Raw genomic sequence first — 22,066 nt, 5'->3', positions numbered from 1 at the left:
CCCGCCTCATCGCCCGGAGGAAACATGTCCGACCGTATCCTGATCGTTGATTTTGGTTCGCAGGTCACGCAGCTAATCGCTCGCCGCGTCCGTGAAGCCGGAGTCTATTGCGAGATTCACCCGTTCAACCGGGTGAGCGCGGACTCGATCCGGGCTTTCGCCCCCAAGGGTGTGATCCTGTCGGGCGGCCCCGCCTCGGTGGCCGAGACAGGATCGCCCCGTGCCCCCGCCGAACTGTTCACGATGGGCTTGCCCGTTCTGGGAATCTGTTACGGCCAACAAACGATGTGCGCGCAATTGGGCGGCAGCGTCGAATCCGGCCATCACCGTGAGTTTGGCCGCGCCATCGTGACTCAGATCGCGCCGTGCACCCTGTTCGACGGAATTTCCTCAGCGAACGCCCAATTCCCGGTGTGGATGAGCCACGGCGACCGCGTGACCGTGCTCCCGCCCAATTTCCGGGTCGTCGCCGCCTCGGAAGGTGCTCCGTTCGCCGCCATCGCCGACGATTACCATCATTTCTACGGCGTCCAGTTCCACCCCGAAGTGGTCCACACGCCGAACGGACGCGAATTGCTGTCGAATTTCGTCCATCGCATCTGCGGCTGTGCTGGCAATTGGACGATGAAGGCATTCCGCGCCCAGGAAATCGAGAAGGTCCGCGCCCAGGTCGGCAGCGGCCGGGTGATCTGCGGCCTGTCGGGCGGCGTCGATTCCTCGGTGGTGGCCGCGCTGCTGAATGAAGCGATTGGCGATCAGCTCACCTGCGTTTTCGTCGATACCGGCTTTATGCGCGCAGGCGAATCCGAGCAGGTGGTCAAGGTGTTCCGCGACCGCTTCAATATCCGGCTGGTGCACAAGGACGCCTCGGACCTCTTCCTGGCCAAGCTGGCGGGCGAGACCGACCCCGAAAAGAAGCGCAAAATCATCGGTGCCACCTTCATCGACGTGTTCGAGGAAGAGGCCCGCGCCATCGGCGGTGCTGATTTCCTGGCCCAGGGCACGCTGTATCCCGACGTGATCGAATCGGTCAGCTTCACCGGCGGCCCGTCGGTCACGATCAAAAGCCATCACAATGTTGGCGGCCTGCCCGACCGGATGAATATGAAGCTGGTCGAACCGCTGCGTGAGCTGTTCAAGGACGAGGTTCGGGCGCTGGGACGTGAACTCGGCCTGCCCGACGATATGGTCGGCCGCCATCCCTTCCCCGGCCCAGGCCTTGCCATCCGCATCCCCGGCCAGGAACTGACCCGCGAGCGGCTCGACATCCTGCGTCAGGCCGATACCATCTATCTCGACGAAATCCGCAAGGCCGGTCTGTATGACGTGATCTGGCAGGCGTTCTGCGTTCTGCTGCCGGTTCGCACCGTCGGCGTGATGGGTGATTCCCGGTCCTACGATTACGCCTGCGCCCTGCGCGCCGTGACCTCGACCGACGGGATGACCGCCGATTTTTATCCGTTCGACATGGCCTTCCTCGGCCGCGTCGCCAACCGGATCATCAACGAGGTCAAGGGCATCAACCGCGTCACCTACGACGTCACCAGCAAGCCGCCGGGGACGATCGAGTGGGAATGATGTTTCAATAGGTTAGACGACAACAGAAGGCTCCTTCGGGAGCCTTCTTGCTGTGTGGTCCTCCACATCTGGAGGCGAAAATGGCCGTGTTCAAACGCGTCGGAACACCTCTCACTGGATGATCGAGTTCACCTTCATTCAGGATCAAGAAAAAACCAGGGAACGGCGGTTGCGATGCGCCCCACCATCACCAAGAGACCACCGGGGACTCACGGACTTACCCAGGGCAGGGAGAGACCGTAGTGGCTACGGGTTGGCTTCCGCGACTCCAGCACCCCTTAGAATGAATCCTAACTCTGGTGAACGTCCCCCTTGGCTGAACGCTGGTGGCCGATCAGCAGCAGCGGGGCCGGAGCGACACCACCATGGCGGAACCAATCAGTTGCCGCACCAGCCAGCAACCACAGCGACAGGAGGCAGACCACCCAGCCGCACCGATCAGAGCCAGCCCTACCGCTCGGGGATCATCTCGGTGCGTCCCTGGTCACACCCCCTGATCATTTCTGTGCGCCCGTGCATGGCGCGAGGCTCCCGGCTAGGGGGGGGCTCTGCCGCCCCCTGATCGGTAGGGGGTAGAGAAATTTGCGCCAGGAAATTGGCACCTGACCAGTGAATAGGAAAGCTAGAAAAGCTCAAGCTCTCCCTTCATCATGTCACGGCGTAAATTAAAGTTGATGAGACTTCCATCGCCAACAGACACAGTGATCTGTGTGTCTGGAACAGTTAGCGCCAATGCTCGACAAAAATCAAGCAAGAACCTATTATTCTTGCCACTAGACATTGAATTTTGTGGAGAAACCGTCACTGTGGTCAGCCTGTCGCAGAAGCCCTTCCTGGAACATAGAAAGGATCTGGGTAACTTCGCCCCCCTCAATGCTGAATTCTTCCCGTGATGCGGCGTAGTCCAGGAAGCCATCACATCTGGCACGCTCAACATCCTTGACAGCATAAGCCATGGCCCAATCCCCGAATTCACGGCCATCAACAATCTTTTTTGAAAGGAGGCGGATTTTTTTGTGTCTATTGTCTGCAATAATTGCGCCAAGAACCTCCTCGAGGGCATCATTTGGCCCTTCGAGCACCTGCAAAAAGGATCCTTCATCATACAAGAGAAATCCTGTGATGTTCAGGCGCTCGTTTTTCACGCGGGCTTTCTCTAGTATAAGTGGAAGATCGCTTGCAACCATGGATTCAGAGGCAGCACTTGCATAGATGATCTGGATCATTTTTATAACCTTTATTTAATTTTTGCATTGCGAGTAGGGAGTAACCCGCCAGATTTATGGATAGGTATTGCCTATCAATCTCATTTACAAGAATTGTATGGTGAAATATTTATATATTTCAGCCTTAATTTGAGTCTGGTAATGCAGCCTCACACCCCCAGATAGATCACTCTCTCCAGAGCCCCCCGCTTTACCTCAAGGCGTGCCCCCTTCCGTCCCGCCTGTGTGTGATTTTGCGTGTGATCCTATCTGGGGTACCCGAGTAACGGCGCTTCGTAGAAAAACATCGGCGTTCAGACGCGGTGCCAATCCTACGAACAACTATACGTTCGATAGGCATATCGATCGCTTCCACCCGACCTTTGACCAGCCCTGCGGGAGAAAATTCACGTTGACTCGGATGTGAAGCAGTGACAGATTACCGAAAGTTAATGAGGCGTCGGCAGTTGGTTGTCGGCCAGTGAATTCACTTAATAAATGGAGACAATCATGGCTGAGAGAAGCCTGTCGGGCCTGACCGTTGAAGAAGCCGTTGAAGTCAACGAGCAGTTCAAGACGACCTTCAGCGCTTTCCTGCTCATCGCCGCCGTTGCGCACGTGCTGGTGTGGGTTTGGAAGCCCTGGTTCTGATTTTAATTTAAATTTTATTTAGAAGGATTTTGTTATGAGCGCTCTGAAAGACGACCACAAGATTTGGTTGGTCATCAATCCGTCGACTTGGCTGCCGGTGATCTGGGTTGTGGCCGTTGTCGTCGCCATTTCCGTGCACGCCGCCGTTCTGGCCGCTCCGGGCTTCAACTGGATCGCCCTGGGCGCTGCGCAGTCGGCGAATAAGTAATTCGCTAACAGCCAGCGTTTTACGCTCCGAAAGCGGGCGGATTCGGGATTACCCGAGTCCGCCCGTTTTCATTTTGGTGCCCGAGTTTGCTATGTGATCGCTTAGAGTCGCGGCAATCCGATCCGCGATCTGGTCGATGGCGTGCGTTAGAGCGACAACGACGGATTCGTCGCTGGCCCCCTCCGCGACCGTCGTCACGGTAGCCTCCGCACCGACGGGGGCAAAAGCAGATTGCGGGCCGGACTCTGCGCCGAGCGCGGAAACAGTCCAATGTGCACCAACAGTGCATGCGCCACCGCGTCGGATTTCGAGAACCGCTATATCGACAAATATCCGTCGCGCCGGGCGAGTCGCCGATGGGCTGACTGCAAAGCGCACAGATGGAAGGCGCGTCGCCAAAGCTGAAGCAAGCGTACGGGTGATGCCGATCGACAGACGTTCCCCCCAGATCGCGGTCGTGCTGCGACTCAGTTCGTTGATCCCGGTGCGCAACAAGAAATCGGTCGTGTCCATATGATCTGGAATCAGCACCGGCTTCAGCTCGATCACCATCCGTCTACTGTCAAGACGATCGTCGGACGCAGGGTCGGAGCCGCCCAAGACATAGATATGCTGTTCCGGCCGGGCAACGCAGCCTCCCAACAGCATGAGCAAGACCAGGGCGGCAACGAAAGTTGGCATCCTACTGCCTCCGCAGGGTGTCGATGGGACTACGCTCCAGATCCCGCGTAAAGCTCCGCAGCGAACTGGCGCTGGCGGCAAGATCGCGCAAGGTCGCTTCCAGATCGTCCCGCATATCCGACCGTGGTTGGGAAAGACTATCCAGCGACGCCATCAGCGACTCGGCGTGGCGGGTGGTGCGCTCGGCGGTCTCCAGCACTCGCCTGCCGTCGAGCGTAAGGCGGTCAATGTCACCGAGGGTTCGTCCGGCATCGGCGCCCAATGTCCGCACCGCTGCCGAGGTAACCCGGAGAGTCTCGCGGGCATCGATGGCCGTCTTCCGGGACTCATCGACCAGAAGGCCGAGCACATCGAAGACGGCAACCATGTGGCTGAGGGTTGTGCGTGTCTCATCGACCAGCTCACGCAACGGCAGCTCGATGAACTTGTCCTTCAGATTTTGCAGGTCGGAGGGAATCGATGGGATTTCGGGCACGTCCATCGCGGGGCCGTGAGCCAATATCGGCGAATCGGGGTGAAAATCGAGATCGACCCCAAGCTGCCCGGTGACCAGATTGGGCGTGCTGAGGGCCGCGCGCAATCCGGCATGGACCAGCCGGGGGATTCCGGGATCGCCTCCCGCCTCGACTCCCTGAGGACTGGTGTCCTCCCACGAGATCCGATCGGCATCGAGTTCCAGATAAGCGGGAATCAGTGACGAACGGTCGTCAACATTGAGACGCAACAGGATCTTACTGACCGATCCAATCCGGACGCCCCGGAACGTCACCGGCGCGCCAACGGTCAGCCCGGCAACAGACGTTGGGAAAAACACCACAGCCCCCAAGGTCGGCGTGAACAGACGCATCCCGCCTAAGAACAGGATGGCGGCGACGGCAAGCAGCAGACCGCCCAGCACAAACCCGCCGACGGCCGTGGGACTGGCTTTCATTTCTGGCCTCCATCATCGACGGCGGAGTCGGATTTGGGGATCTCGCGGTTCATGAAGGCATGAACTGTCGGATCGTCGCAGCGATCGCGCAGGTCTCGCGGTGCGCCGATGGCAATCGCGGTATGGGTGTCGGCATCGAGAAAGATACCGCCGTCACAGATCGCGAACAGACTGGGTAATTCATGACTGACCATCACCACCGTGCTGCCGAACCCGTCGCGCAGAGCGAGGATCAGATCGTCCAGCCGACGAGCACCGATCGGGTCCAGGCCAGCGGAAGGCTCGTCGAGGAACAGGATATCGGGATCGAGCGCCATCGCCCGAGCGAGGCCGACCCGCTTGCGCATGCCGCCGCTGAGATCGGACGGCATCATGTCGCCCGGTGCCGTCAGACCGACCAGATCGAGTTTGAGCTGGACCAGCCGGTCGATCTCCGGCTCGGTCAAGGCCGTGAACATCCGCAGCGGCAGAGCCACGTTGTCGGCGATGCTCATCGAACTCCACAGCGCCCCGCTCTGAAACAGAACGCCGCAGCGTCGGCCGATCTGCTCGCGCCGATCCGCCGAGACAGACCAATAATCTTCACCGCGAACATGCACTGTCCCGGCAAGGGGGCGCAGCAAGCCGATCAGCACCTTCAGCAGGGTGCTCTTCCCGCAGCCGCTGCCGCCCATGATGGCGAAAATCGATCCGGTGGCGACGGTGAAGGAAAGATTGTTCTGGATCGGCTCGGAACCATAACCGAAAGCCAGCCCCTCGACCGCGATCTTCGCCCCATCCTCGAGAGGCGGCGGCATGATCAAAAACGCAGCGCGTTGGCGCAAACGGCGCAAACGGCATCCAGGGCAATGATTGCGACAATCCCCGCCACCACGGCTCGGGTTGCGGCCCGGCCAACGTCGCTGGCACTACGTCCGGCGCTCAATCCGATCCGGCATCCGATGATCGCGATAACCCCGCCAAACGCGATGCTCTTGGACAAGCCGAAGAGGACCTGCGATCCGGTCACGGAGGTTTGCAGATGAGCCAGAAAAGTCGCTGGCGTCAGATTAAGCATCGCCACAGCGACCAGAAAGCCGCCAAAAATACCCGCCACCGAACCATAGAGATACAGCAGCGGCATCATCAGAGTCAGCGCCAGGATGCGGGGCAGAATCAAGTAATCATGCAGCGGGACGCCGATGGTACGCAGCGCATCGATCTCTTCATTCCCGAGCATCGTGGCGATTTGCGCGGCATAGGCACCGCCGGTTCGGCCAGACATCACCACAGCGGTGATCAGAGCGGCGATCTCGCGCACCACGGCAATGCCGACCAGATCGGCGACATAGATGTCGGCCCCAAACCGGCGGAGCTGAACCGCCCCGACAAAAGCGAGAATCCCCCCCATCAAGAGGTTGACGACAATGACGATGGAAAGAGCGGATGCACCGGCATCCTGGAGCGCGACAAGCAGATCGGTGCGGCGCATCCTCGCCTGCCCGCGCAAAGCCGCGCCGCCACGCAAGATCGTCTCGCCCAGCATGGTTGCAACCGCCCCCCCTTCGGCCCAAACAGTAAGCGCCTGAGTCCCGAGGACGGCGCGAATCGACCGGCTGGGTCGGGCTGGAGCGGCTGGCAACGCATCCCGAGGTAAGAGGGCCAGCAGCCGACGGGCCGATGGCGGCAACCCGGATTCGTCGAGGGTGAGACCATGCTGGTCAGCCCCACGGCGCAGGCCGGCGACAAAGGTCAGCAAACCGGAATCCCACGCTCCGATCTTGTCGGCCTGTAACGCGACCGAGGACAGGCCCGGCCCATTCAGAATCGTCTCGAACGCATCGCTCGGCACGGCATGAAGACGGGCGATCCAATCGCCGGATAGCACGACGAGTCGGCTGGGGCCGTCGTCCCGACATTCCCATGCCGGTTCAACCGTGGTCGGGGACGGAACGTCGGCGGTGGACGGATCCATTGCATCCCCTCGGATGAGCCATCAAGGGTCGGCGTCGATCCGTGGCGGATCAACCCGCTTCGATAGATGCGGCTATTCACACATAGCAACGATATTTTATAGGAAAAAATAATCTCAGTTTCTAGGTTCGGAAAACACGCGAACCAATAAGACAGTTTATAAATTAAACAACAATCCTGCCGCCTAGAATTTAATGATTAATTTATAACAGCCATCTAATGATCTTTTATCAAGAGACAATGACGGATGTCACACCACCATAATTGTTATCTCTATTCGTCATCGAAGCGGATTGAACGAAGTGTCCGAATGGTCCTTCCGCAAGGCGATGACGAATAGAGCCGGAGCATAGGCCTATGATTTGAGACTGTGCTGTTTCGCACTCCGGAACCCGTTGATGATGCCAAGTTCAATCGCAGGAATAGTTACCCGTCCCAGCCCATCAATCTCGGACAAGCGAACGAGTATCCCATGGCGAGGAACCTTTGTGATGGCCTCCACCGTCCAAAAAGTACGGGAACGCCCTTCAATTTCAAATAGATCGCCAACGGAGATAGTGGATTTTTCAGCCTGTTCCGACATGAGTCCCTCCTGAAAAATCCGTCTTGCGACCAGACGGAGCGACCAGATCATTATGCCAGCCACACAGATCTGCACTCAACTTACTCAGAACGAGCCACAATCACTCAACAATCGGAAAATACTCATTTTTTATCTAAAATAATAATATTATGTATTATTTTATACAGCTTAGGATATGGGTCGATAATTCGCGCAAACGACTCCCGATCCGATCGCGGTCTCAGCGCCTTAATACGGAATTATCTATCTAATTATTTCAATCAATACTTACTGATTTTGACAAATCAACAAGTGCGGCCTAGGGCTTCCAGAGCAAGGCGCACAATCTATTCAGAGCTGATCAGAGATCATTATCGGAATAATAATGTCGTGATATCATCCGCGCGAGTTCATACATTTCAAATGCGGATTACGCATCAGGGGGCGATTTGAGAAAAGGTAACTCACGGTTTAAAATCGTCGGCGCCGTCGTAATGGGGAACGTCATTGAATATTACGACTTTGCGATCTTCGGCTATCTGGCAGCGATCATTGGCGCCAACTTCTTCCCCTCTGACGATCCGGCGGCAGCAACCCTGGCTTCGTTCGGCGCCTTTGCCGCCGGGGCACTGATGCGGCCAATCGGCGCAATCGTATTTGGCCATCTGGGCGATTCCCTCAGCCGCCGCTCTGTTCTGCTGTTATCGATCCTGACGATGGCGATCCCGACGGGATTGTTCGCGTTGCTGCCGACCTATCAGCAGGCCGGGCTGTTCGCGCCGATCGCTCTGGTCGTGCTGCGACTGGTGCAAGGACTGTCGGTCGGGGGCGAGTTCAGCGGCTCGATCGTCTTCGCCAATGAAAGCGGACCCAGCCGGTTCAAGGGCGTGATGACCGCGATCGCCACCTCTGGGGGATTGTTCGGCATCCTGCTGGGTGGTTTCGTCTGTTATCTGGTCACCTCGGCACTGGACCCCCATGACATGACCGAATGGGGATGGCGGATTCCGTTCGCCCTCAGCGTCCTGATCTCGGCCACCGGGCTCTATTTCCGCCATGGCCTGGAAGACAATTACGAGCCACCCGAGCACGAGACCTCTATTCCGCTGCTGCGGCTGTGGCGGCAACATCGGCCTGCCCTGCTGGGCGCCTTTGGCGCCGTCGTCGGCGGGACCGTGTTCTTTTACACTCTGGCGGTCTACTCGGTCGGCTGGACGACCTCCTATGCCGGGCTATCCACCAGCGATTCACTCCAGATCGGGACCCTGGTTCTGGGCATCGGCATGGTTGTGTTCATCGGTGCCGGATATCTGGCCGACCAGTTCGGCGCAATGCGAGTTCTCCGGATCGGTCTGGTCTTGGCAATCTTCGCCGCCTATCCGCTGTATCTGTCGATGAGCGGCGGCGGCTATACGGTGATCTTGCTGTGCGAGACCATTCTGTTCTGCATCCTGGCTCTGATTTTGCTGCCCAGCTATGTGCTGATGGTCGATATCTTTCCGCCCGATGTCCGCTCGACCGGGCTGGCGATCTCGGTCAACGTCGCCGAGGGAATCGTCGGTGGCTCGATGCCGATGGTGCTCCAGTTCACCGTGACCAAGACTGGCTTCATCATGAGTCCGGCTGTGGCGATCATGCTGGGTGCCGTGATCACCCTGACGATCATCGCTTTCAGCCCGGCCTGGAAAACGCTGCGTCACAAGCTCGGATAAGCCTATCGGCGAACCAGGAGGCGGCGCGAGCCGCCTCCTGGCCGTCCTACCGAAACACCTTCAACCGACGATGACGCGACCACCGTACCGTCATCAGCGCGGCCACCACCGCCAGCCCCAGGGCCAGACCAAGCCAGACTCCGCGTGCGCCCAGTCCACCGGGGAAAGCCAGCATGGCCCCCAACGGGACTGCCAGCACCCAGCATCCCAGCCCCGCGAACAGCATCGGTATCCGCGTGTCCTTCAGCCCACGCAAGGCTCCGGCGGCCACCACCTGAGCACCATCGGCAACCTGGAACAGGCCCGCGACAGCCAATAACGGCACGGCCACCTGAGCCACGGCCAGGGCGGCGGGATCGTCGAGATTGAGGAACAGCCCGACCACCCGCGCGGACTGGGTTGTCAACACCACCGCCATCGCGGCCATGAAGCCGATCCCCAGCGCCATCGCGACCCATCCGGCGCGGCCAATTCCGGCGCGGTCACCGGCTCCAGCGGCCAATCCGACCCGCACAGTGGCGGCCTGAGCCAGACCCAGCGGCACCATGAAGGTGATCGAGGCGACCTGAATCGCAATCGCATGCGCGGCGATGGCATGGGCGCTGATCATTCCACAGAGAAAAGCGGCAGCGTTGATTCCGGTGACCTCGAATCCCATCGACAGCCCCATCGGCAGACCGATCCGCAGCAATTCGCGCAGTCTGTCCAGATCAAGACGCCAGAACCCGCACCACAGGCGATAGCGGCGCAGACGATGATCGAGCATCAGGAAAACCAGAAGCCCGGAGAACATGAAAATCTCGGAGACGGTGGTGGCGATACCAGCTCCGGCGACTCCCAAGGCGGGCAAACCGGCATGACCGAAAATCAGCAGCCAGCACAGCAGGGCATTGAGAAGAATCGCCGCCACCGTCACCATCAACCCGGCGCGGGGACGCTCATGCGCCGCGATAAAGGCGCGCAGAACGGCAAAGCCCAAAGCGGGCAGCACACCCCATTGCATGAAGCGAAGATAGCGTTGGGCCTCGCCGGTCAGGGCGGGGTCTTGCCCCAGCGCCCGCAGCACCGGGTCGGCGTTCCACATCACCGCCCAGGCGGGCAGACAGAGCAGCACCGCCAGCCACAGACCTTGATGGACCGTGCGGCGGCAATCGCGCAAAGCATGGCGGCGACGCCCCAGGGTTTGGGCCAACAGCGGAGCGGTCGAGGTGACCAGGCCAATCCCGATCACGAAGACCGCCCAATACAGATTGGCCCCCAGCGCGCCCGCCGCCAGGGTATCGGGGCCCAGCCACCCCAGCATCAGGGTATCGGTGACACCGATGGCGACTTGGGCGAGATTGGTGAGAATAAGCGGCCAAGCCAGCGCGATCATCGCGCGGGTCTCGACCTTCCAAACAGAAAGGGATCGGGTCATGATCGACCGTGTATAGCACGGTCGCCCCGGTCAGGACGTACTGCCTTCCTGACATACATCAACCCAGTCCGCCCCCACCAGTTCGGCCAGCCGCTCGGGAGAGATCCGAACCGCACTGTTGATCGAGCCGGCGGCGGGCACCACCTCCTCGAACGCCCGCAACGAGACATCGCAATGGACCGTCATCGGTGTGGCGAGGCCGAACGGGCAAACTCCGCCGACCGGATGGCCGGTGACGGCCTCGACTTCCTCGGCGGTCAGCATCCTGACTTTTCCGCCGAACGCCGCCTTGGCCTTGCGGTTGTCCAGGCGGGCATCACCCCTTGTCACAACCAGGAACGGACGATCGCCGACTTTCAGTGACAGGGTTTTGGCGATCCGCGCCGGTTCGACGCCATGCCCCTGGGCCGCCAGGGCAACCGTCGCCGTACTGGACTCAAGTTCGATGATGGACAGGTCGGGCGCGGCCTCGGCCAAGAAGCGGCGGACGGACTCAAGACTCATCGGCAAGGCCTCCCGGAACCATGCAAGGGCAAGCTCAGACTTGGCCGATCCAGGCCGCGCCCTGATTCCGGTAATAATAAAGCGAGCGACCGGCGGCGCACAGCCGTTCGTCGGTACGGACAGCGACGGCCGAAAGTCCGATGCGGCGACGGGCAATCGCCTGACGCTGCTCGGCGGCAAGACGCTGGAACAACACCCCTCGCGCCGCCGCCATCGGTCGCCCGGTCAGGGCTGGATCGGCCGGAAGCACCGGGCCGTCGAACCGGCGCTCCAGTTCATCGGCACCAGGCGTTCGGAATTGGGTCATCGCACGCTCCGTCATCTGACCTCGCCATTTAGAACATAAAGAGAACATCTAGTCAAGCAGATCACTCTCGGGACCCTTCCCCTCGTCAATCGGCCGGAGCAATACCGGCCAGAGCGTCATCAAGGCGGGCGGCGGGAATTTCCATTATCCGGGGGCCGTCGGTCCATAACAGCAGGCAACGAACGGTATGGCCCGGATAGAGACAAGCCAGCGCCAGCCGGTAAGCCGCCATCTGTCGAATGTACATGGGCGGGATATCGGCAGGATCGGTGGGGGGACGACGATTGGTCTTGTAATCGATCGCCAGAACCTCGGTGGCGGTCACCACCAGCCGGTCGAGCCGTCCCGACAGGATGCGATCACCGATCCGACCGATTAGCGGCACCTCGGCCAGTGCGGCGGACCCAAACAAAGCGACAAAGGCGGGATCGTTCAAAATCGCCGCCACCTCGCCGCCAATCGCCACCCGCTCGGCCGCGCTCAGTTCCCACAGCGGACGGGCCAGGAAAGAGGCCATCGCGGCGGAACGCCCGGACACAGGCAAATCCGGCAGAGTCTGGAGCAGACGGTGGATCAGCCAGCCACGCCGCCAGCGCCGAGTATCCTCGGGGCCGTCGAGTGGCGAGCGTACCGCCGGTTCATCCTCGTCAGGCCGCGACGGAGTCAACGGACGGGGCGGCGACGGCTCATCCCCCGCCGGGAGGATGGCCCAATCGGGCAGAGTCGCAGGCGGACGAGCGAACTCAGCGGAACCGCTGCCGCCAGATTCAGGCGGCACGGTCTGGAGGACACGCAGAGTCGGCACCGTCGCATCGATTGTCTCGCCCGCCTGGGCCAGCCAATGATCCTCGACCGGCTCGGCCAGCGGTTCGACCGCGGCACGGATCAGATTGTACCAGCTCCCCTCGGGCGGAGCCTTGCGAGTCTGCCAGCCGCACACAATCAGCCGGTCTTCGGCCCGTGTCATCGCCACATAAAGCAAGCGACGATATTCACGCTCTCGGGCCAGCTTGCGCGCCTCCGCCGCAGCGCGACAGACCGGGTCCTGGTCCTCGGTACGGGGGGGCCAAGCGGGCAGATCATCGCCGCCCTCCTCCTCCAGCCACAACAACCACCCACTGCGGGTCGGCACCTGAAGCGTATCGGGCAGGATCACAATCGGCGCCTGAAGCCCTTTCGCGCCATGAACGGTCATGATCCGCACCGCGTCGCGGCCGGATTGCTCCAGATCGCGTTTGATCTCGGGCTGGCTGGCCTCCAGCCAGTGCAGAAAGCCCTGAAGCGACGGCGGATGAGCGCGTTCGAACGCCAGAGCCAGGGCGACGAACTCATCGATCGCGTCCTCGGCTTCCTGCCCCAGCCGGGCCAGCAGCGCCCGCCGTCCGCCCAGCGGTCCCAGGATACGGGCGAACAGGGCCTGAGGCGACAAGCGGTCGGCCACGGCGAGCAGATCGAGCAGATACAGATAGGCGGCCTCGAACGCAGGATCGTCGAGGATGCGCCGCTTCAGCGTCTGCCACAGAGTCGCATCGCCACGCCGGTGAGCCAGAGCGAACAATTGTTCCTCGGACAGCCCGATCAACGGCCCCTTCAGCACCGTCGCCAGGGTCAGATCGTCCTCGGGCAGCAGCAGGACGCGCCCCAGCGCCATCAGATCCATCACTGCCATCTGGTCGGCCAGAACCATCCGGTCGGCCCCGGCGACGGCGACTTTTTGTGATTTCAGCTCGCGGACCAGATCCTCGACAAAGCCGCCGCGACGGCGCACCAGCACCAACACATCGCCCGCACGCACCGGACGGCCTCGCGACTCCAACCTTTCGCTGTCGATCATCGCCCGGATGCGACGGGCCAGCAGCCGCGCCAACCGGGTTGGCGGCGAATCGCCCCGAATGCGTTCGACCGGCGGCTTCCACGGCGGCGAATCGTCAATCGCGCGGGGGGCAACGGCAGGCCAGATCTCAACCGTTCCGGCGGCGCCCTGACGATGGGCCAGATGGGTGATGTCCTCGTCCATCGCCGCAACGCCCTCACGGCCGGGGCTGTCCGGGCCAAACACCGCATTGACCGCCTCCAGCACCGCCCGCCCCGAACGAAAAGACAGGTTCAGCGCCACCTCGTCCCAGATTCCCGCCGCGGTGGGAACCTTCTCGGCAAAGCGAGTCCGCATCTCTTCAAAGGCGCGAGGGTCAGCCCGCTGGAACGAGTAGATCGATTGCTTCGCATCGCCGACAGCGAAAACGGTGCGAACGATCTCGCGCGCGCCTTGTCCGACGAAGAATTCCTCGGTCAACGCCGCCACCACCGCCCACTGGTCGGGATTCGTGTCCTGGGCTTCGTCGATCAGAATGTGGTCGATACCGCCATCCAGCTTGTACAGCACCCACGGTGCGACTCCCGGCCGCGACAGCAGCCCCCGCGCCGCCAGGATCAGATCGTCGTAATCCATCGCGGCACGAGCCGATTTGTGACGGCGATAGGCTTCCAGCAGCGCCGCCCCCAAGGTCAACAGCGCTCCGGTGGCTTCGGCGATCGCCGCCGCCTTGATCCGCTCGGCCACCGCCACCAGCCGCAACGCCTCGGTCTCCAGCCGTTCGGTCAGACCGGGATTGGCCTCGCGTACCGGCTTGGTCGCGAGGGTCTTGCGCACACTCCCCTCGCGGGTCAAAAAAACGCCGCACCACGTGTCAAACCCGGCGGGACGGCCAGCGGGATCGGCTAGCCACGCCGCCATCGTCGCCGCTTTCTCCTGATCGGTCTTGCCGCCACCCTGCAACGCCAACAATCCGGCACGCAAACCGGCCGCGTCGAACGACTCGTCGGCGCAAGCCTGGGCGAGCAGACTGGCGACGCTTTCACCCGGCTCCAGATCTAACCGGCGAGCCAGCGCCACCTTTACGCCCTCCAGCCCGCCGTGACGACGGATGGCACGGTCAAGCCGCCCCCGCTCGGAAGACAGCTCGCCCAGCAGGTCGGGAAATGCCGTTTCATGCACCCGCGCCGTCACCAGCGCCAAAGCACGGGCCAGATCGGCATCGGTGCCGCCACGGGCGGCCGACAGCACCTCTGTCTTCGCGGCTTCCAGCGCTTCGGCAGCATCGGATTCGTCCATCACCCGGAAGTGAGGGGCGATTCCGGCCTCCAACGGAAAGCGGCGCAGCAACGACTGGCAAAAGGCGTGAATGGTCTCAATCGGCATCNCCCCCGGCGCATCCAACACCAGGGCGAACAACCGCCGCGCCCGCACGCTTTCGGCGGGTTCGGGCGGACGCCCCAAAAGCGCCGTCAGTTCGCCAAAGAGATCGGGATCGGTGGCGGTGGCCCAACGCGCCAGCCGCCGATTGAGCCGCAGCGCCATTTCGGCGGCGGCAGCCTTGGTAAAGGTCAAACAAAGCAGCCGACCCGGTGCCGACCCGGCCAACAGCAGGGTAAGAACCCGGTCGGTCAGCACCTTGGTCTTGCCGGTGCCCGCGCTGGCGGCGACCCAGACGCTGGCGGCGGGATTGGCGGCGCGGCGCTGGCGCTCGTCGGCGTCCTGGGTCAAATTCATCGAAAGATCGACGCGCCTTTGGCCAGGGGGTGATGGTTCTGAACCAGCCGAACCAGGCGATCTTCCTGAACGTGGGTATAAATTTCGGTGGTGGCGATATCGGCATGGCCCAGCATCGCCTGGACCACCCGCAGATCGGCCCCGCCCGCCAGGAACGCATGAAACTGCCCCAGACAAGACAGCCGCCGCGCCTGAGTCCGGGGGGCCATCCCCCGCGCCGCCTGATCGGCCAGCCAGTCGCGCACCGCGTCGGCATCGGCCGTCAGTTCCGACGCCCCCCGATGGCTCAGAAACTCCTGGTAATCCTCCAGGTCGCGGCGATAGGCGTCGAGAGTATTGGCCTCGGCACCGCGTTCGGCGGCCATCATCTCCAGAAAGGACTCGATATAGCGATCCATCATAGACCGTTGGCGAAGGCAGCTTCGACCGCCAGGGCGCGGGCCTCGCGCTCCAGTCCGATCATCCGCAGATGTGTCACCGCGCGATTCAGCATCTCGGGATCGGCCCGATCCAGTCCGCCATCGCCCAGCCCGACCAGGGTCAGCAACACCGTCTCGCCGGTCCGCACGTCCTCGGCGGCGGCCCGCGCCATGATCCTCAGCGCCGAACGCGGCACCAGGGCGGGCGCGACCGACGGATCGCGCAGAGAAGACAGCCACAGACCCGATGGGATCTTTTCCCCCACCCCGGCCAGCAGCGACAATAACACCTCGGCACGGCGGCTGACGGCATCGGGCGCAAGCCCGTCGCCGGACGGCAATTCGATCGGGGCAGGATCGGCCCCCGGAAGAGCCAAACGGTAGAGCAACGCGACCGACTTGGCCGCTTTGGCCGCCGCAGGGTCGCTTCTGGCCAGGGCCAGCCACGGCCCGGCGGCATCGGGCCGCCCGGCGGCAATCTGGGCGCGGGCCAGCGACGGCGCTGACGGGGCCAGATCGGGAGTGGGTGCCAGATCGGCGATCAGCGGGGCGTACAGCCGGGCCGTGGCGGGAAACGCCCCCCGCTCCGCCGCAGCCGCGAGAACACGAACGATCAGCCCGGCCCGTACCGCCGGACTGGCTTCGACCGGGATGGAGCGCAACAACAGAGCGCGGCCGCGCGGGGTGCGGTCGCCTTGAGATTGGGCCAGTTGCGCCTCGGCCGCATTGAAGGTTAGTTCCGCATAGAGACGGCGCAGCGTGTCGGTATCAAGCAACCCCAACGCTTCGGCCCGTTCGGCGGCAAGCAGCCGGGTATCGAGCGAATTGACCGGATTGGCGATGACCGCGCCAAGCGATCCGGGGGCGAGGGTCGGAACGGTTTCGAGCGGCAAGGGAATCTTGGCGGCGCGGAAGGCGGCCAGATGCAGCGGCGTCAGAACCGGCAGCTTGTCGAGCTTGGGCGGCGGCGTCCCCGCCATCGCATCGGCGGCAACGACGAAGGTGGCATCGGACTCTTTGCGGTCACGCATCAGGTCGAGCGCCATGTTGGCTTCCAGCACCTTGCCGCTGGACAAGGCGCAGAACACCTTGAAGCGCGAATCGTCAGGACCACGGGCGGCGATCTCGGCACAGGCGGCCTTGTTGTCGCCGGACAGCAGCAACGTCTCGGCCCTGATCCGAGCCAAAGCGGGCGAGGCCGACGCGGACGGCACCGCCTTCATTAACGCGGTCAGCCCTTCGGTTTCACCCAATGCGGCCAGACGCTCGGCACGCAATTCCAGCAGCGATGGCGTCTCGACGCCGATCTTATCCGGGGCGATAGCGGCGGTCAGCAGCAACCGTCGGGTCAGCGCCCGCATCGCCCGCGACTCGGCCACCGGCAAGCGCGGCACCAGCCGACGGACTGTCGCGGCGGCGGTGCCGCCCCACAGACCGCTGCCCAACCCGCCATGACGGTCGTCGAGAATGCCGACCGCTTCGGGATCGGGCGCGGTCAGTTCGCGTACCTCAAAACGAGAGCTTCCCCCCGCCTGCCGGGCCGGACCGGGGGTAAACACCCCCTCGTCCGCAATCGGCGACGACTCCGCCTCACCGTCGGAAGGGTCCGCGATGGCCGGTGTCGCCGCCAGCAACAAGACCAGGATCAGCGCCCGCAGGCGGTCAGCGTGGGAAATGATCATCCGGAACCACTCGTTCAATCCGTGCTGTCGGCGGCGAAGGATCCCAGGCCGAAACAATCAAAACGCCGCCGGTAATCACCGCCAGCAACAGGATAATGGCAAGACCGATAATTCTAATCATGGGAAACGATGGACCTCATCGAACGACACACAGCATCGACTTCTGGACAGACCCGGCTCCACGCGGCTAAAAGCGGCGGATTGGGGCAACCTGCCCCCTTTGATTTCCGCGCCGGACCTGGGGCGAGCGCACCGGGACCGTGCATGGTGAACCGTGCTCAGTCTATCGGCCCCGCCGCCGTCGATCAACGCCGGTCGCGCGGTCGGGACCAGACAACCGATGGAGGTGGCGCAATGGCCGATGATCTGAACCCGTTGGCGACAGCGCTAAACGGTCGGATCAAACGCACCGTGGTTTTGGTCGGGCTGATGGGCGCAGGGAAGTCCTGCGTCGGCCGCCGCCTTGCCGCGAGGCTGAATCTGGCGTTCGTCGATGCCGACACCGCGTTCGAAGCGGCGGCCGGCTGCACCATCAGCGAGTATTTTGCCCGCCATGGCGAAGCCGATTTCCGCGAGGGCGAGCGCAAGGTGATTGCCCGCCTGCTCGAACAGGAGCCAATGATCCTGGCCACTGGCGGCGGTGCGTTCATCGACCCGACCACCCGTGCCCGGATTCGCGAAGGCGCGGTTTCAGTGTGGATACGGGCCGATCTGCCGCTGTTGTTGAAGCGCACGGTCGGACGTGACCACCGTCCGCTGCTGAAACAGGGCGACCCGGCCGAGATTTTGGGGCGGCTGATCGAAACCCGCCATCCGATCTATGCCGAGGCCGATATCATCGTCGATTCGACCGACGAAGCACCGGATGCCACGGTTGCCCGCGTCTTGACCGGCCTGGCCGACCACTTGAACGCGGCCGAGACCGCAGAGGAGAAGAGATGAGCTCCGAAATCGTGACGGTAGACCTCGGCGACCGGACCTATCCGATTCATATCGGCCCCGGCCTGCTCGACCGTGCGGGGGAACTGATCCTGCCGGTGATGTCCGGCAACCGTGTCCTGATCGTCACCGACGATCAGGTCGCGCCGCTGTATCTGGAACGGCTTGAACGCAGTCTGGCCGCCGCCGGAGCGATGCCGATGCACACGGTGATGCCGGCGGGCGAAAAGACCAAGGACTTCCCCCACCTCGAAGCGTTGCTCGACGCGATGCTTTCGACCCGAGTCGAACGCGGTACCCTGATCGTCGCGCTGGGCGGTGGCGTCATCGGCGATCTGACCGGCTTTGCCGCCTCGATCCTGCTGCGCGGCGTCGATTTCGTCCAGATCCCGACCACCCTTCTGGCCCAGGTTGACAGCTCGGTCGGCGGCAAGACCGGCATCAACACCCGCCACGGCAAAAATCTGATCGGCGCATTCCACCAGCCCCGGCTGGTGCTGGCCGATACCGCCCTGCTCGACAGCCTGCCGCGTCGGCAGGTGCTGGCCGGTTATGCCGAAGTGCTCAAATACGGGATCATCGACGATCCCGATTTCTTTTCCTGGCTTGAAACCAACGGCAGCGCCCTGATCGACGGCGACCCGGACGCCCGACGCCACGCGGTAGCGACCTCGTGCCGGGCCAAGGCCCGGATCGTCGCCGCCGACGAGCGCGAGGGCGGCGTCCGCGCCCTGCTCAATCTCGGCCACACCTTCGGCCATGCGCTGGAGGCCGAGACCGGATTCTCCGACGAGCTTCTCCACGGCGAGGGGGTGGCGATCGGAATGGTGATGGCGCTACGCCTGTCGGCGATGCTGGGCCTGTCTCCCGCCGCCGACGCCGAACGGTTGGTCCGCCACCTCGACGCGATCGGGCTGCCCTCGGGCCTCGCCGGTCCCCGGCTGTGGGATGTCGCCCGTCTGATCGGCCACATGCGCGGCGACAAGAAAGTCAAAGACGGTGCCATGACCTTCGTTCTGGCCCGAGGCATCGGCGGCGGCTTCCTGTCGCGCGACGTGCCTGAAGAGTCGCTGACCGCCCTGCTGGCGGAGATGGCCGCCGGGAGATAAACGCATGGACGGATTGACCCTGACCCTGCTCGCCGTCATCGCGCTCCAGGTGCTGTCAGCATTCTTTTCGGGTTCCGAAACGGCACTAACAGCAGTGTCGAAGCCGCTGATGCACCAGATGGAGCGGGATGGCAGCCGCGCCGCCAAGCGGATCAACACCCTGTTGAAGACCCGCGACCGTCTGCTCGGTTCGCTGCTGCTGGGCAATAATCTGGTCAACATCCTTGCCTCGTCGCTGGCCGCCGGTCTGATGGTCGGCCTGTTCGGCGATGCGGGCATCGTCTATGCAACCATCGGCATGACCGCGATCATCGTGCTGTTCGGCGAAGTGCTGCCCAAGACCTATGCGATCTATCACGCCAATACGGTCGCGCTGCGAGTCGCCGCCCCGGTGACGGCGGTGGTTCTGGTGTTCACGCCGGTGGTTCGCGCCCTTGAGCTGATCGTGCGGCTGATCTTCCGCCTGTTCGGAGCCAGCAACGGCGTGAGCGTCACCGCCGAAGCGTCGATGATGGAGCTGAGGGGAGCAATCGAGGTCCATGCGGGCGAGGCCGAAGTCCGCGAAGAACGGAGGATGCTGCGTTCGATTCTCGAACTGGCCGATGTCGAGGTCGGACAGGTGATGACCCACCGCCGCAACCTCGTCACCATCGATGGCGGACAACCCGCCGCCGCCATCCTCGATCAGATCATCACCAGCCCCTACACCCGCCTCCCGCTCTGGCGCGACGACCCCGACAATATCGTCGGCGTGATCCATGCCAAGGACATGCTGCGCGCGGTGCGCACCCGCGACGAAGGAATCGAGGGGCTGGACGTCTGCGCCCTGGCCTCCGATCCGTGGTTCATCCCGGATTCGACGACGTTGCAGGAACAGCTTCAGGCCTTTCGCCAGCGGCGCGAACATTTCGCCCTGGTCGTCGATGAATACGGCTCGCTGATGGGAGTCGTGACGCTGGAAGACATCCTGGAAGAGATCGTCGGCGACATCGTTGACGAACACGACGTCGCCGCCACCGGGGTCCGGCCGCAATCGGATGGAACCTTTATCATCGACGGCGCCGTGCCGATCCGCGATCTCAACCGCGAGTTCGAGTGGCGGCTGCCCGACGAAGAGGCCGCAACCATCGCCGGTCTGGTGCTGCACGAGGCCCGGCGCATCCCTGAAGTCGGGCAGATTTTTCGCTTTTACGGCTTCCGGTTCGAAATCGCCCGGCGGCAACGCAACCAGATCACCGCGTTGCGCGTTACACCGCCACCGAAACAGCAACGACAGAGTTAAAACGAGACGGATTTGAGGCGGACGCCCCGGCCCCTTTCCGCTTGCGCCTGGGGGCGGGTTCCGGTAAGCATCGCCGTTGATGGAGGACGTCATGATGCGGCGCCGCAACGCTACGGATGCTGATTTGGTCCGGGGTTTCGCCCCGGTGACGTTCTCTGACACCCTTCTCAAAACCGGCACTCCCAAGACCGCCTGACGCGGGCCGGTTCGTCACGACAAAACGACCAAGGCCCGCGGCGATAGCGCGCTCTGCGGGCCTTTCCGTATCCGGAGGGTGCCACGGAACGGACAGGCCGGGCGGCCCCGAACAACGGAGAGTTACAGACGATGGGCTATAAGGTTGCTGTAATCGGCGCCACCGGCAATGTCGGCCGCGAGATTTTGCAGACGCTGTTCGAGCGGAATTTCCCGATCGACGACATCGTTGCCCTGGCGAGCGAGCGCTCGGTCGGGCGCGAGGTCTCGTTCGGCGACAAGAAGATTCTAAAGGTCAAGGATCTCGCCAAGTTCGACTTCAAGGGCTGGGACATCGCGTTGTCCTCGCCCGGAGCCAAGGTCTCGGCGATCCACAGCCCCCGCGCCGCCGCCGCCGGATGCGTCGTCATCGACAACACGTCGCACTTCCGGATGGAGCCTGATGTTCCGCTGGTGGTGCCCGAGGTCAATCCCCAGGCGATCGCTGGATACAAGAAGCGCGGCATCATCGCCAACCCCAATTGCTCGACCATTCAGATGGTGGTCGCGCTGAAGCCGCTGCACGATCTGGGCAAGATCACCCGCGTCGTCGTCTCGACCTATCAGTCGGTGTCGGGCGGCGGCAAGGAGGCGATGGACGAACTGTTCGAGCAGACCCGCGCCATCTATGTCAACGACGCGATTACCCCCCAGAAGTTCCCGAAGCAGATCGCTTTCAACGTGATTCCGCAGATCGACGTCTTCATGGATGACGGATCGACCAAGGAAGAGTGGAAGATGACGGTCGAGACCTGCAAGATTCTCGATCCCGATATCGCCGTTCACGCCACCTGCGTCCGCGTGCCGGTGTTCGTCAGCCATTCAGAATCGATCAATGTCGAGTTTGCCCGCCCGGTCAGCGTCGAAGCGGCAACCGAGGCGCTGCGCGACGCCCCCGGCGTGGTGGTGCTCGACACCCGCGAGCCTGGCGGTTATGCCACTCCGATCGAAACCACCGGTGACGATCCTGTGTTCGTCAGCCGCATCCGCAAGGACCCGACGGTGAAAAACGGTCTGTCCTTCTGGTGCGTTGCCGACAATCTGCGCAAGGGTGCCGCCCTGAACGCCGTTCAGATCGCCGAAGTTCTGGCCAGCGATTACCTGAAGAAGTAAGCAAAAAGGGCCGGAGCGTTTCCGCTCCG

21 protein-coding genes are annotated in these 22,066 nt (G+C 62.6%); 8 read left to right on the top strand and 13 right to left on the bottom strand.

Annotation, left to right across the window (positions count from 1 at the left end):
- Window positions 1-24: 24 nt before the first annotated feature.
- On the top strand, window positions 25-1,578 hold the full coding sequence (gene guaA, locus PHAMO_RS16110) for a glutamine-hydrolyzing GMP synthase (RefSeq protein WP_002730901.1): 1,554 nt from the start codon (window positions 25-27) through the stop codon (window positions 1,576-1,578).
- 290 nt (window positions 1,579-1,868) lie between these two features.
- Here guaA and PHAMO_RS20245 read toward each other — a convergent pair whose 3' ends face one another.
- Together PHAMO_RS20245 and PHAMO_RS18725 are read right to left on the bottom strand one after the other, a co-directional pair.
- Window positions 1,869-2,003 (bottom strand): hypothetical protein, encoded by a 135-nt coding sequence (locus PHAMO_RS20245; RefSeq protein WP_268869809.1) that lies wholly within the window; start codon window positions 2,001-2,003, stop codon window positions 1,869-1,871.
- A gap of 348 nt (window positions 2,004-2,351) precedes the next feature.
- Window positions 2,352-2,804 (bottom strand): BLUF domain-containing protein, encoded by a 453-nt coding sequence (locus PHAMO_RS18725; RefSeq protein ID WP_002730899.1) that lies wholly within the window; start codon window positions 2,802-2,804, stop codon window positions 2,352-2,354.
- 489 nt (window positions 2,805-3,293) lie between these two features.
- Between PHAMO_RS18725 and pufB the strand changes: the two genes are divergently transcribed.
- Together pufB and pufA are read left to right on the top strand one after the other, a co-directional pair.
- A complete protein-coding gene (gene pufB, locus PHAMO_RS16100; protein ID WP_002730895.1) occupies window positions 3,294-3,434 on the top strand; it encodes a light-harvesting antenna LH1, beta subunit in 141 nt (46 codons plus the stop codon).
- Window positions 3,435-3,468: 34 nt separating this feature from the next.
- Window positions 3,469-3,642 (top strand): light-harvesting antenna LH1, alpha subunit, encoded by a 174-nt coding sequence (pufA, locus tag PHAMO_RS16095; RefSeq protein ID WP_002730894.1) that lies wholly within the window; start codon window positions 3,469-3,471, stop codon window positions 3,640-3,642.
- A 48-nt stretch (window positions 3,643-3,690) separates the two neighbouring features.
- On the opposite strand, the gene PHAMO_RS16090 is transcribed toward pufA, so the two are convergent.
- The 5 genes from PHAMO_RS16090 to PHAMO_RS16070 all read right to left on the bottom strand — a co-directional run bounded on the left by PHAMO_RS16090 (window position 3,691) and on the right by PHAMO_RS16070 (window position 7,790).
- On the bottom strand, window positions 3,691-4,323 hold the full coding sequence (locus PHAMO_RS16090) for a PqiC family protein (RefSeq protein ID WP_002730891.1): 633 nt from the start codon (window positions 4,321-4,323) through the stop codon (window positions 3,691-3,693).
- 1 nt (window position 4,324) lies between these two features.
- A complete protein-coding gene (locus PHAMO_RS16085; protein ID WP_002730888.1) occupies window positions 4,325-5,254 on the bottom strand; it encodes an MlaD family protein in 930 nt (309 codons plus the stop codon).
- Window positions 5,251-6,051 carry an ABC transporter ATP-binding protein gene (locus tag PHAMO_RS16080; RefSeq protein WP_002730887.1) on the bottom strand — a complete coding sequence of 267 codons (801 nt, stop codon included), beginning with the start codon at window positions 6,049-6,051 and terminating at the stop codon, window positions 5,251-5,253. Before PHAMO_RS16080 ends, PHAMO_RS16085 begins: the two co-directional genes overlap by 4 nt.
- 2 nt (window positions 6,052-6,053) lie before the next feature.
- Window positions 6,054-7,208 carry an MlaE family ABC transporter permease gene (locus tag PHAMO_RS16075; RefSeq protein ID WP_002730885.1) on the bottom strand — a complete coding sequence of 385 codons (1,155 nt, stop codon included), beginning with the start codon at window positions 7,206-7,208 and terminating at the stop codon, window positions 6,054-6,056.
- Between the two features lie 354 nt (window positions 7,209-7,562).
- Window positions 7,563-7,790, bottom strand: coding sequence for a hypothetical protein (locus tag PHAMO_RS16070; RefSeq protein ID WP_002730883.1), 228 nt, complete (start codon window positions 7,788-7,790; stop codon window positions 7,563-7,565).
- 473 nt (window positions 7,791-8,263) lie between these two features.
- Between PHAMO_RS16070 and PHAMO_RS16065 the strand changes: the two genes are divergently transcribed.
- Window positions 8,264-9,481, top strand: coding sequence for an MFS transporter (locus PHAMO_RS16065; protein ID WP_002730881.1), 1,218 nt, complete (start codon window positions 8,264-8,266; stop codon window positions 9,479-9,481).
- 46 nt (window positions 9,482-9,527) lie between these two features.
- On the opposite strand, the gene PHAMO_RS16060 is transcribed toward PHAMO_RS16065, so the two are convergent.
- The 6 genes from PHAMO_RS16060 to PHAMO_RS16035 form a co-directional block, all read right to left on the bottom strand.
- Window positions 9,528-10,898, bottom strand: a complete 1,371-nt coding sequence (locus PHAMO_RS16060; protein ID WP_002730879.1) for an MATE family efflux transporter — start codon at window positions 10,896-10,898, stop codon at window positions 9,528-9,530.
- 30 nt (window positions 10,899-10,928) lie between these two features.
- On the bottom strand, window positions 10,929-11,402 hold the full coding sequence (locus PHAMO_RS16055; RefSeq protein ID WP_002730877.1) for a YbaK/EbsC family protein: 474 nt from the start codon (window positions 11,400-11,402) through the stop codon (window positions 10,929-10,931).
- 34 nt (window positions 11,403-11,436) lie between these two features.
- On the bottom strand, window positions 11,437-11,709 hold the full coding sequence (locus PHAMO_RS16050; protein ID WP_002730874.1) for a hypothetical protein: 273 nt from the start codon (window positions 11,707-11,709) through the stop codon (window positions 11,437-11,439).
- 85 nt (window positions 11,710-11,794) lie between these two features.
- Window positions 11,795-15,259 (bottom strand): double-strand break repair helicase AddA, encoded by a 3,465-nt coding sequence (gene addA / locus PHAMO_RS16045; RefSeq protein WP_002730872.1) that lies wholly within the window; start codon window positions 15,257-15,259, stop codon window positions 11,795-11,797.
- Window positions 15,256-15,660 carry a site-specific integrase gene (locus PHAMO_RS16040; RefSeq protein ID WP_002730868.1) on the bottom strand — a complete coding sequence of 135 codons (405 nt, stop codon included), beginning with the start codon at window positions 15,658-15,660 and terminating at the stop codon, window positions 15,256-15,258. Before PHAMO_RS16040 ends, addA begins: the two co-directional genes overlap by 4 nt.
- Complete coding sequence (locus PHAMO_RS16035) at window positions 15,657-17,360, bottom strand: hypothetical protein (protein ID WP_002730864.1); 1,704 nt, start codon at window positions 17,358-17,360, stop codon at window positions 15,657-15,659. The genes PHAMO_RS16040 and PHAMO_RS16035 overlap by 4 nt, the downstream gene beginning before the upstream one ends.
- 354 nt (window positions 17,361-17,714) lie before the next feature.
- Between PHAMO_RS16035 and PHAMO_RS16030 the strand changes: the two genes are divergently transcribed.
- From PHAMO_RS16030 to PHAMO_RS16015, 4 genes are all read left to right on the top strand, one after another.
- Entirely contained in the window at window positions 17,715-18,302 is a 588-nt protein-coding gene (locus tag PHAMO_RS16030) for a shikimate kinase (protein WP_051002466.1), read from the top strand.
- The gene (gene aroB / locus PHAMO_RS16025) at window positions 18,299-19,408 is read left to right on the top strand and encodes a 3-dehydroquinate synthase (protein ID WP_040567615.1); all 1,110 of its coding nucleotides are present in this window, start codon (window positions 18,299-18,301) and stop codon (window positions 19,406-19,408) included. The genes PHAMO_RS16030 and aroB overlap by 4 nt, the downstream gene beginning before the upstream one ends.
- 4 nt (window positions 19,409-19,412) lie before the next feature.
- A complete protein-coding gene (locus PHAMO_RS16020) occupies window positions 19,413-20,690 on the top strand; it encodes an HlyC/CorC family transporter (protein ID WP_002730862.1) in 1,278 nt (425 codons plus the stop codon).
- 327 nt (window positions 20,691-21,017) lie between these two features.
- Window positions 21,018-22,037, top strand: a complete 1,020-nt coding sequence (locus tag PHAMO_RS16015; RefSeq protein WP_002730860.1) for an aspartate-semialdehyde dehydrogenase — start codon at window positions 21,018-21,020, stop codon at window positions 22,035-22,037.
- The last annotated feature ends 29 nt before the right edge of the window (window positions 22,038-22,066 follow it).

Origin of the sequence: Magnetospirillum molischianum DSM 120 (assembly GCF_000294655.1) — a bacterium.
GTDB classification, from domain to species: Bacteria; Pseudomonadota; Alphaproteobacteria; order Rhodospirillales; family Magnetospirillaceae; genus Phaeospirillum; species Phaeospirillum molischianum.
The sequence above is the reverse complement of the archived record's forward strand: the minus strand, read 5'-3'. Positions and strand labels throughout refer to the sequence as shown.

What these genes read in the sequence shown, in the direction of transcription:
- guaA (WP_002730901.1), top strand. Translation starts at nt 25, where the DNA reads ATGTCCGACCGTATCCTGATCGTTGATTTTGGTTCGCAGGTCACGCAG.
- PHAMO_RS18725 (WP_002730899.1), bottom strand. Translation starts at nt 2,804, where the DNA reads ATGATCCAGATCATCTATGCAAGTGCTGCCTCTGAATCCATGGTTGCA.
- pufB (WP_002730895.1), top strand. Translation starts at nt 3,294, where the DNA reads ATGGCTGAGAGAAGCCTGTCGGGCCTGACCGTTGAAGAAGCCGTTGAA.
- pufA (WP_002730894.1), top strand. Translation starts at nt 3,469, where the DNA reads ATGAGCGCTCTGAAAGACGACCACAAGATTTGGTTGGTCATCAATCCG.
- PHAMO_RS16090 (WP_002730891.1), bottom strand. Translation starts at nt 4,323, where the DNA reads ATGCCAACTTTCGTTGCCGCCCTGGTCTTGCTCATGCTGTTGGGAGGC.
- PHAMO_RS16085 (WP_002730888.1), bottom strand. Translation starts at nt 5,254, where the DNA reads ATGAAAGCCAGTCCCACGGCCGTCGGCGGGTTTGTGCTGGGCGGTCTG.
- PHAMO_RS16080 (WP_002730887.1), bottom strand. Translation starts at nt 6,051, where the DNA reads ATGCCGCCGCCTCTCGAGGATGGGGCGAAGATCGCGGTCGAGGGGCTG.
- PHAMO_RS16075 (WP_002730885.1), bottom strand. Translation starts at nt 7,208, where the DNA reads ATGGATCCGTCCACCGCCGACGTTCCGTCCCCGACCACGGTTGAACCG.
- PHAMO_RS16070 (WP_002730883.1), bottom strand. Translation starts at nt 7,790, where the DNA reads ATGTCGGAACAGGCTGAAAAATCCACTATCTCCGTTGGCGATCTATTT.
- PHAMO_RS16065 (WP_002730881.1), top strand. Translation starts at nt 8,264, where the DNA reads ATGGGGAACGTCATTGAATATTACGACTTTGCGATCTTCGGCTATCTG.
- PHAMO_RS16060 (WP_002730879.1), bottom strand. Translation starts at nt 10,898, where the DNA reads ATGACCCGATCCCTTTCTGTTTGGAAGGTCGAGACCCGCGCGATGATC.
- PHAMO_RS16055 (WP_002730877.1), bottom strand. Translation starts at nt 11,402, where the DNA reads ATGAGTCTTGAGTCCGTCCGCCGCTTCTTGGCCGAGGCCGCGCCCGAC.
- PHAMO_RS16050 (WP_002730874.1), bottom strand. Translation starts at nt 11,709, where the DNA reads ATGACCCAATTCCGAACGCCTGGTGCCGATGAACTGGAGCGCCGGTTC.
- PHAMO_RS16040 (WP_002730868.1), bottom strand. Translation starts at nt 15,660, where the DNA reads ATGATGGATCGCTATATCGAGTCCTTTCTGGAGATGATGGCCGCCGAA.
- PHAMO_RS16035 (WP_002730864.1), bottom strand. Translation starts at nt 17,360, where the DNA reads ATGATCATTTCCCACGCTGACCGCCTGCGGGCGCTGATCCTGGTCTTG.
- PHAMO_RS16030 (WP_051002466.1), top strand. Translation starts at nt 17,715, where the DNA reads ATGGCCGATGATCTGAACCCGTTGGCGACAGCGCTAAACGGTCGGATC.
- aroB (WP_040567615.1), top strand. Translation starts at nt 18,299, where the DNA reads ATGAGCTCCGAAATCGTGACGGTAGACCTCGGCGACCGGACCTATCCG.
- PHAMO_RS16020 (WP_002730862.1), top strand. Translation starts at nt 19,413, where the DNA reads ATGGACGGATTGACCCTGACCCTGCTCGCCGTCATCGCGCTCCAGGTG.
- PHAMO_RS16015 (WP_002730860.1), top strand. Translation starts at nt 21,018, where the DNA reads ATGGGCTATAAGGTTGCTGTAATCGGCGCCACCGGCAATGTCGGCCGC.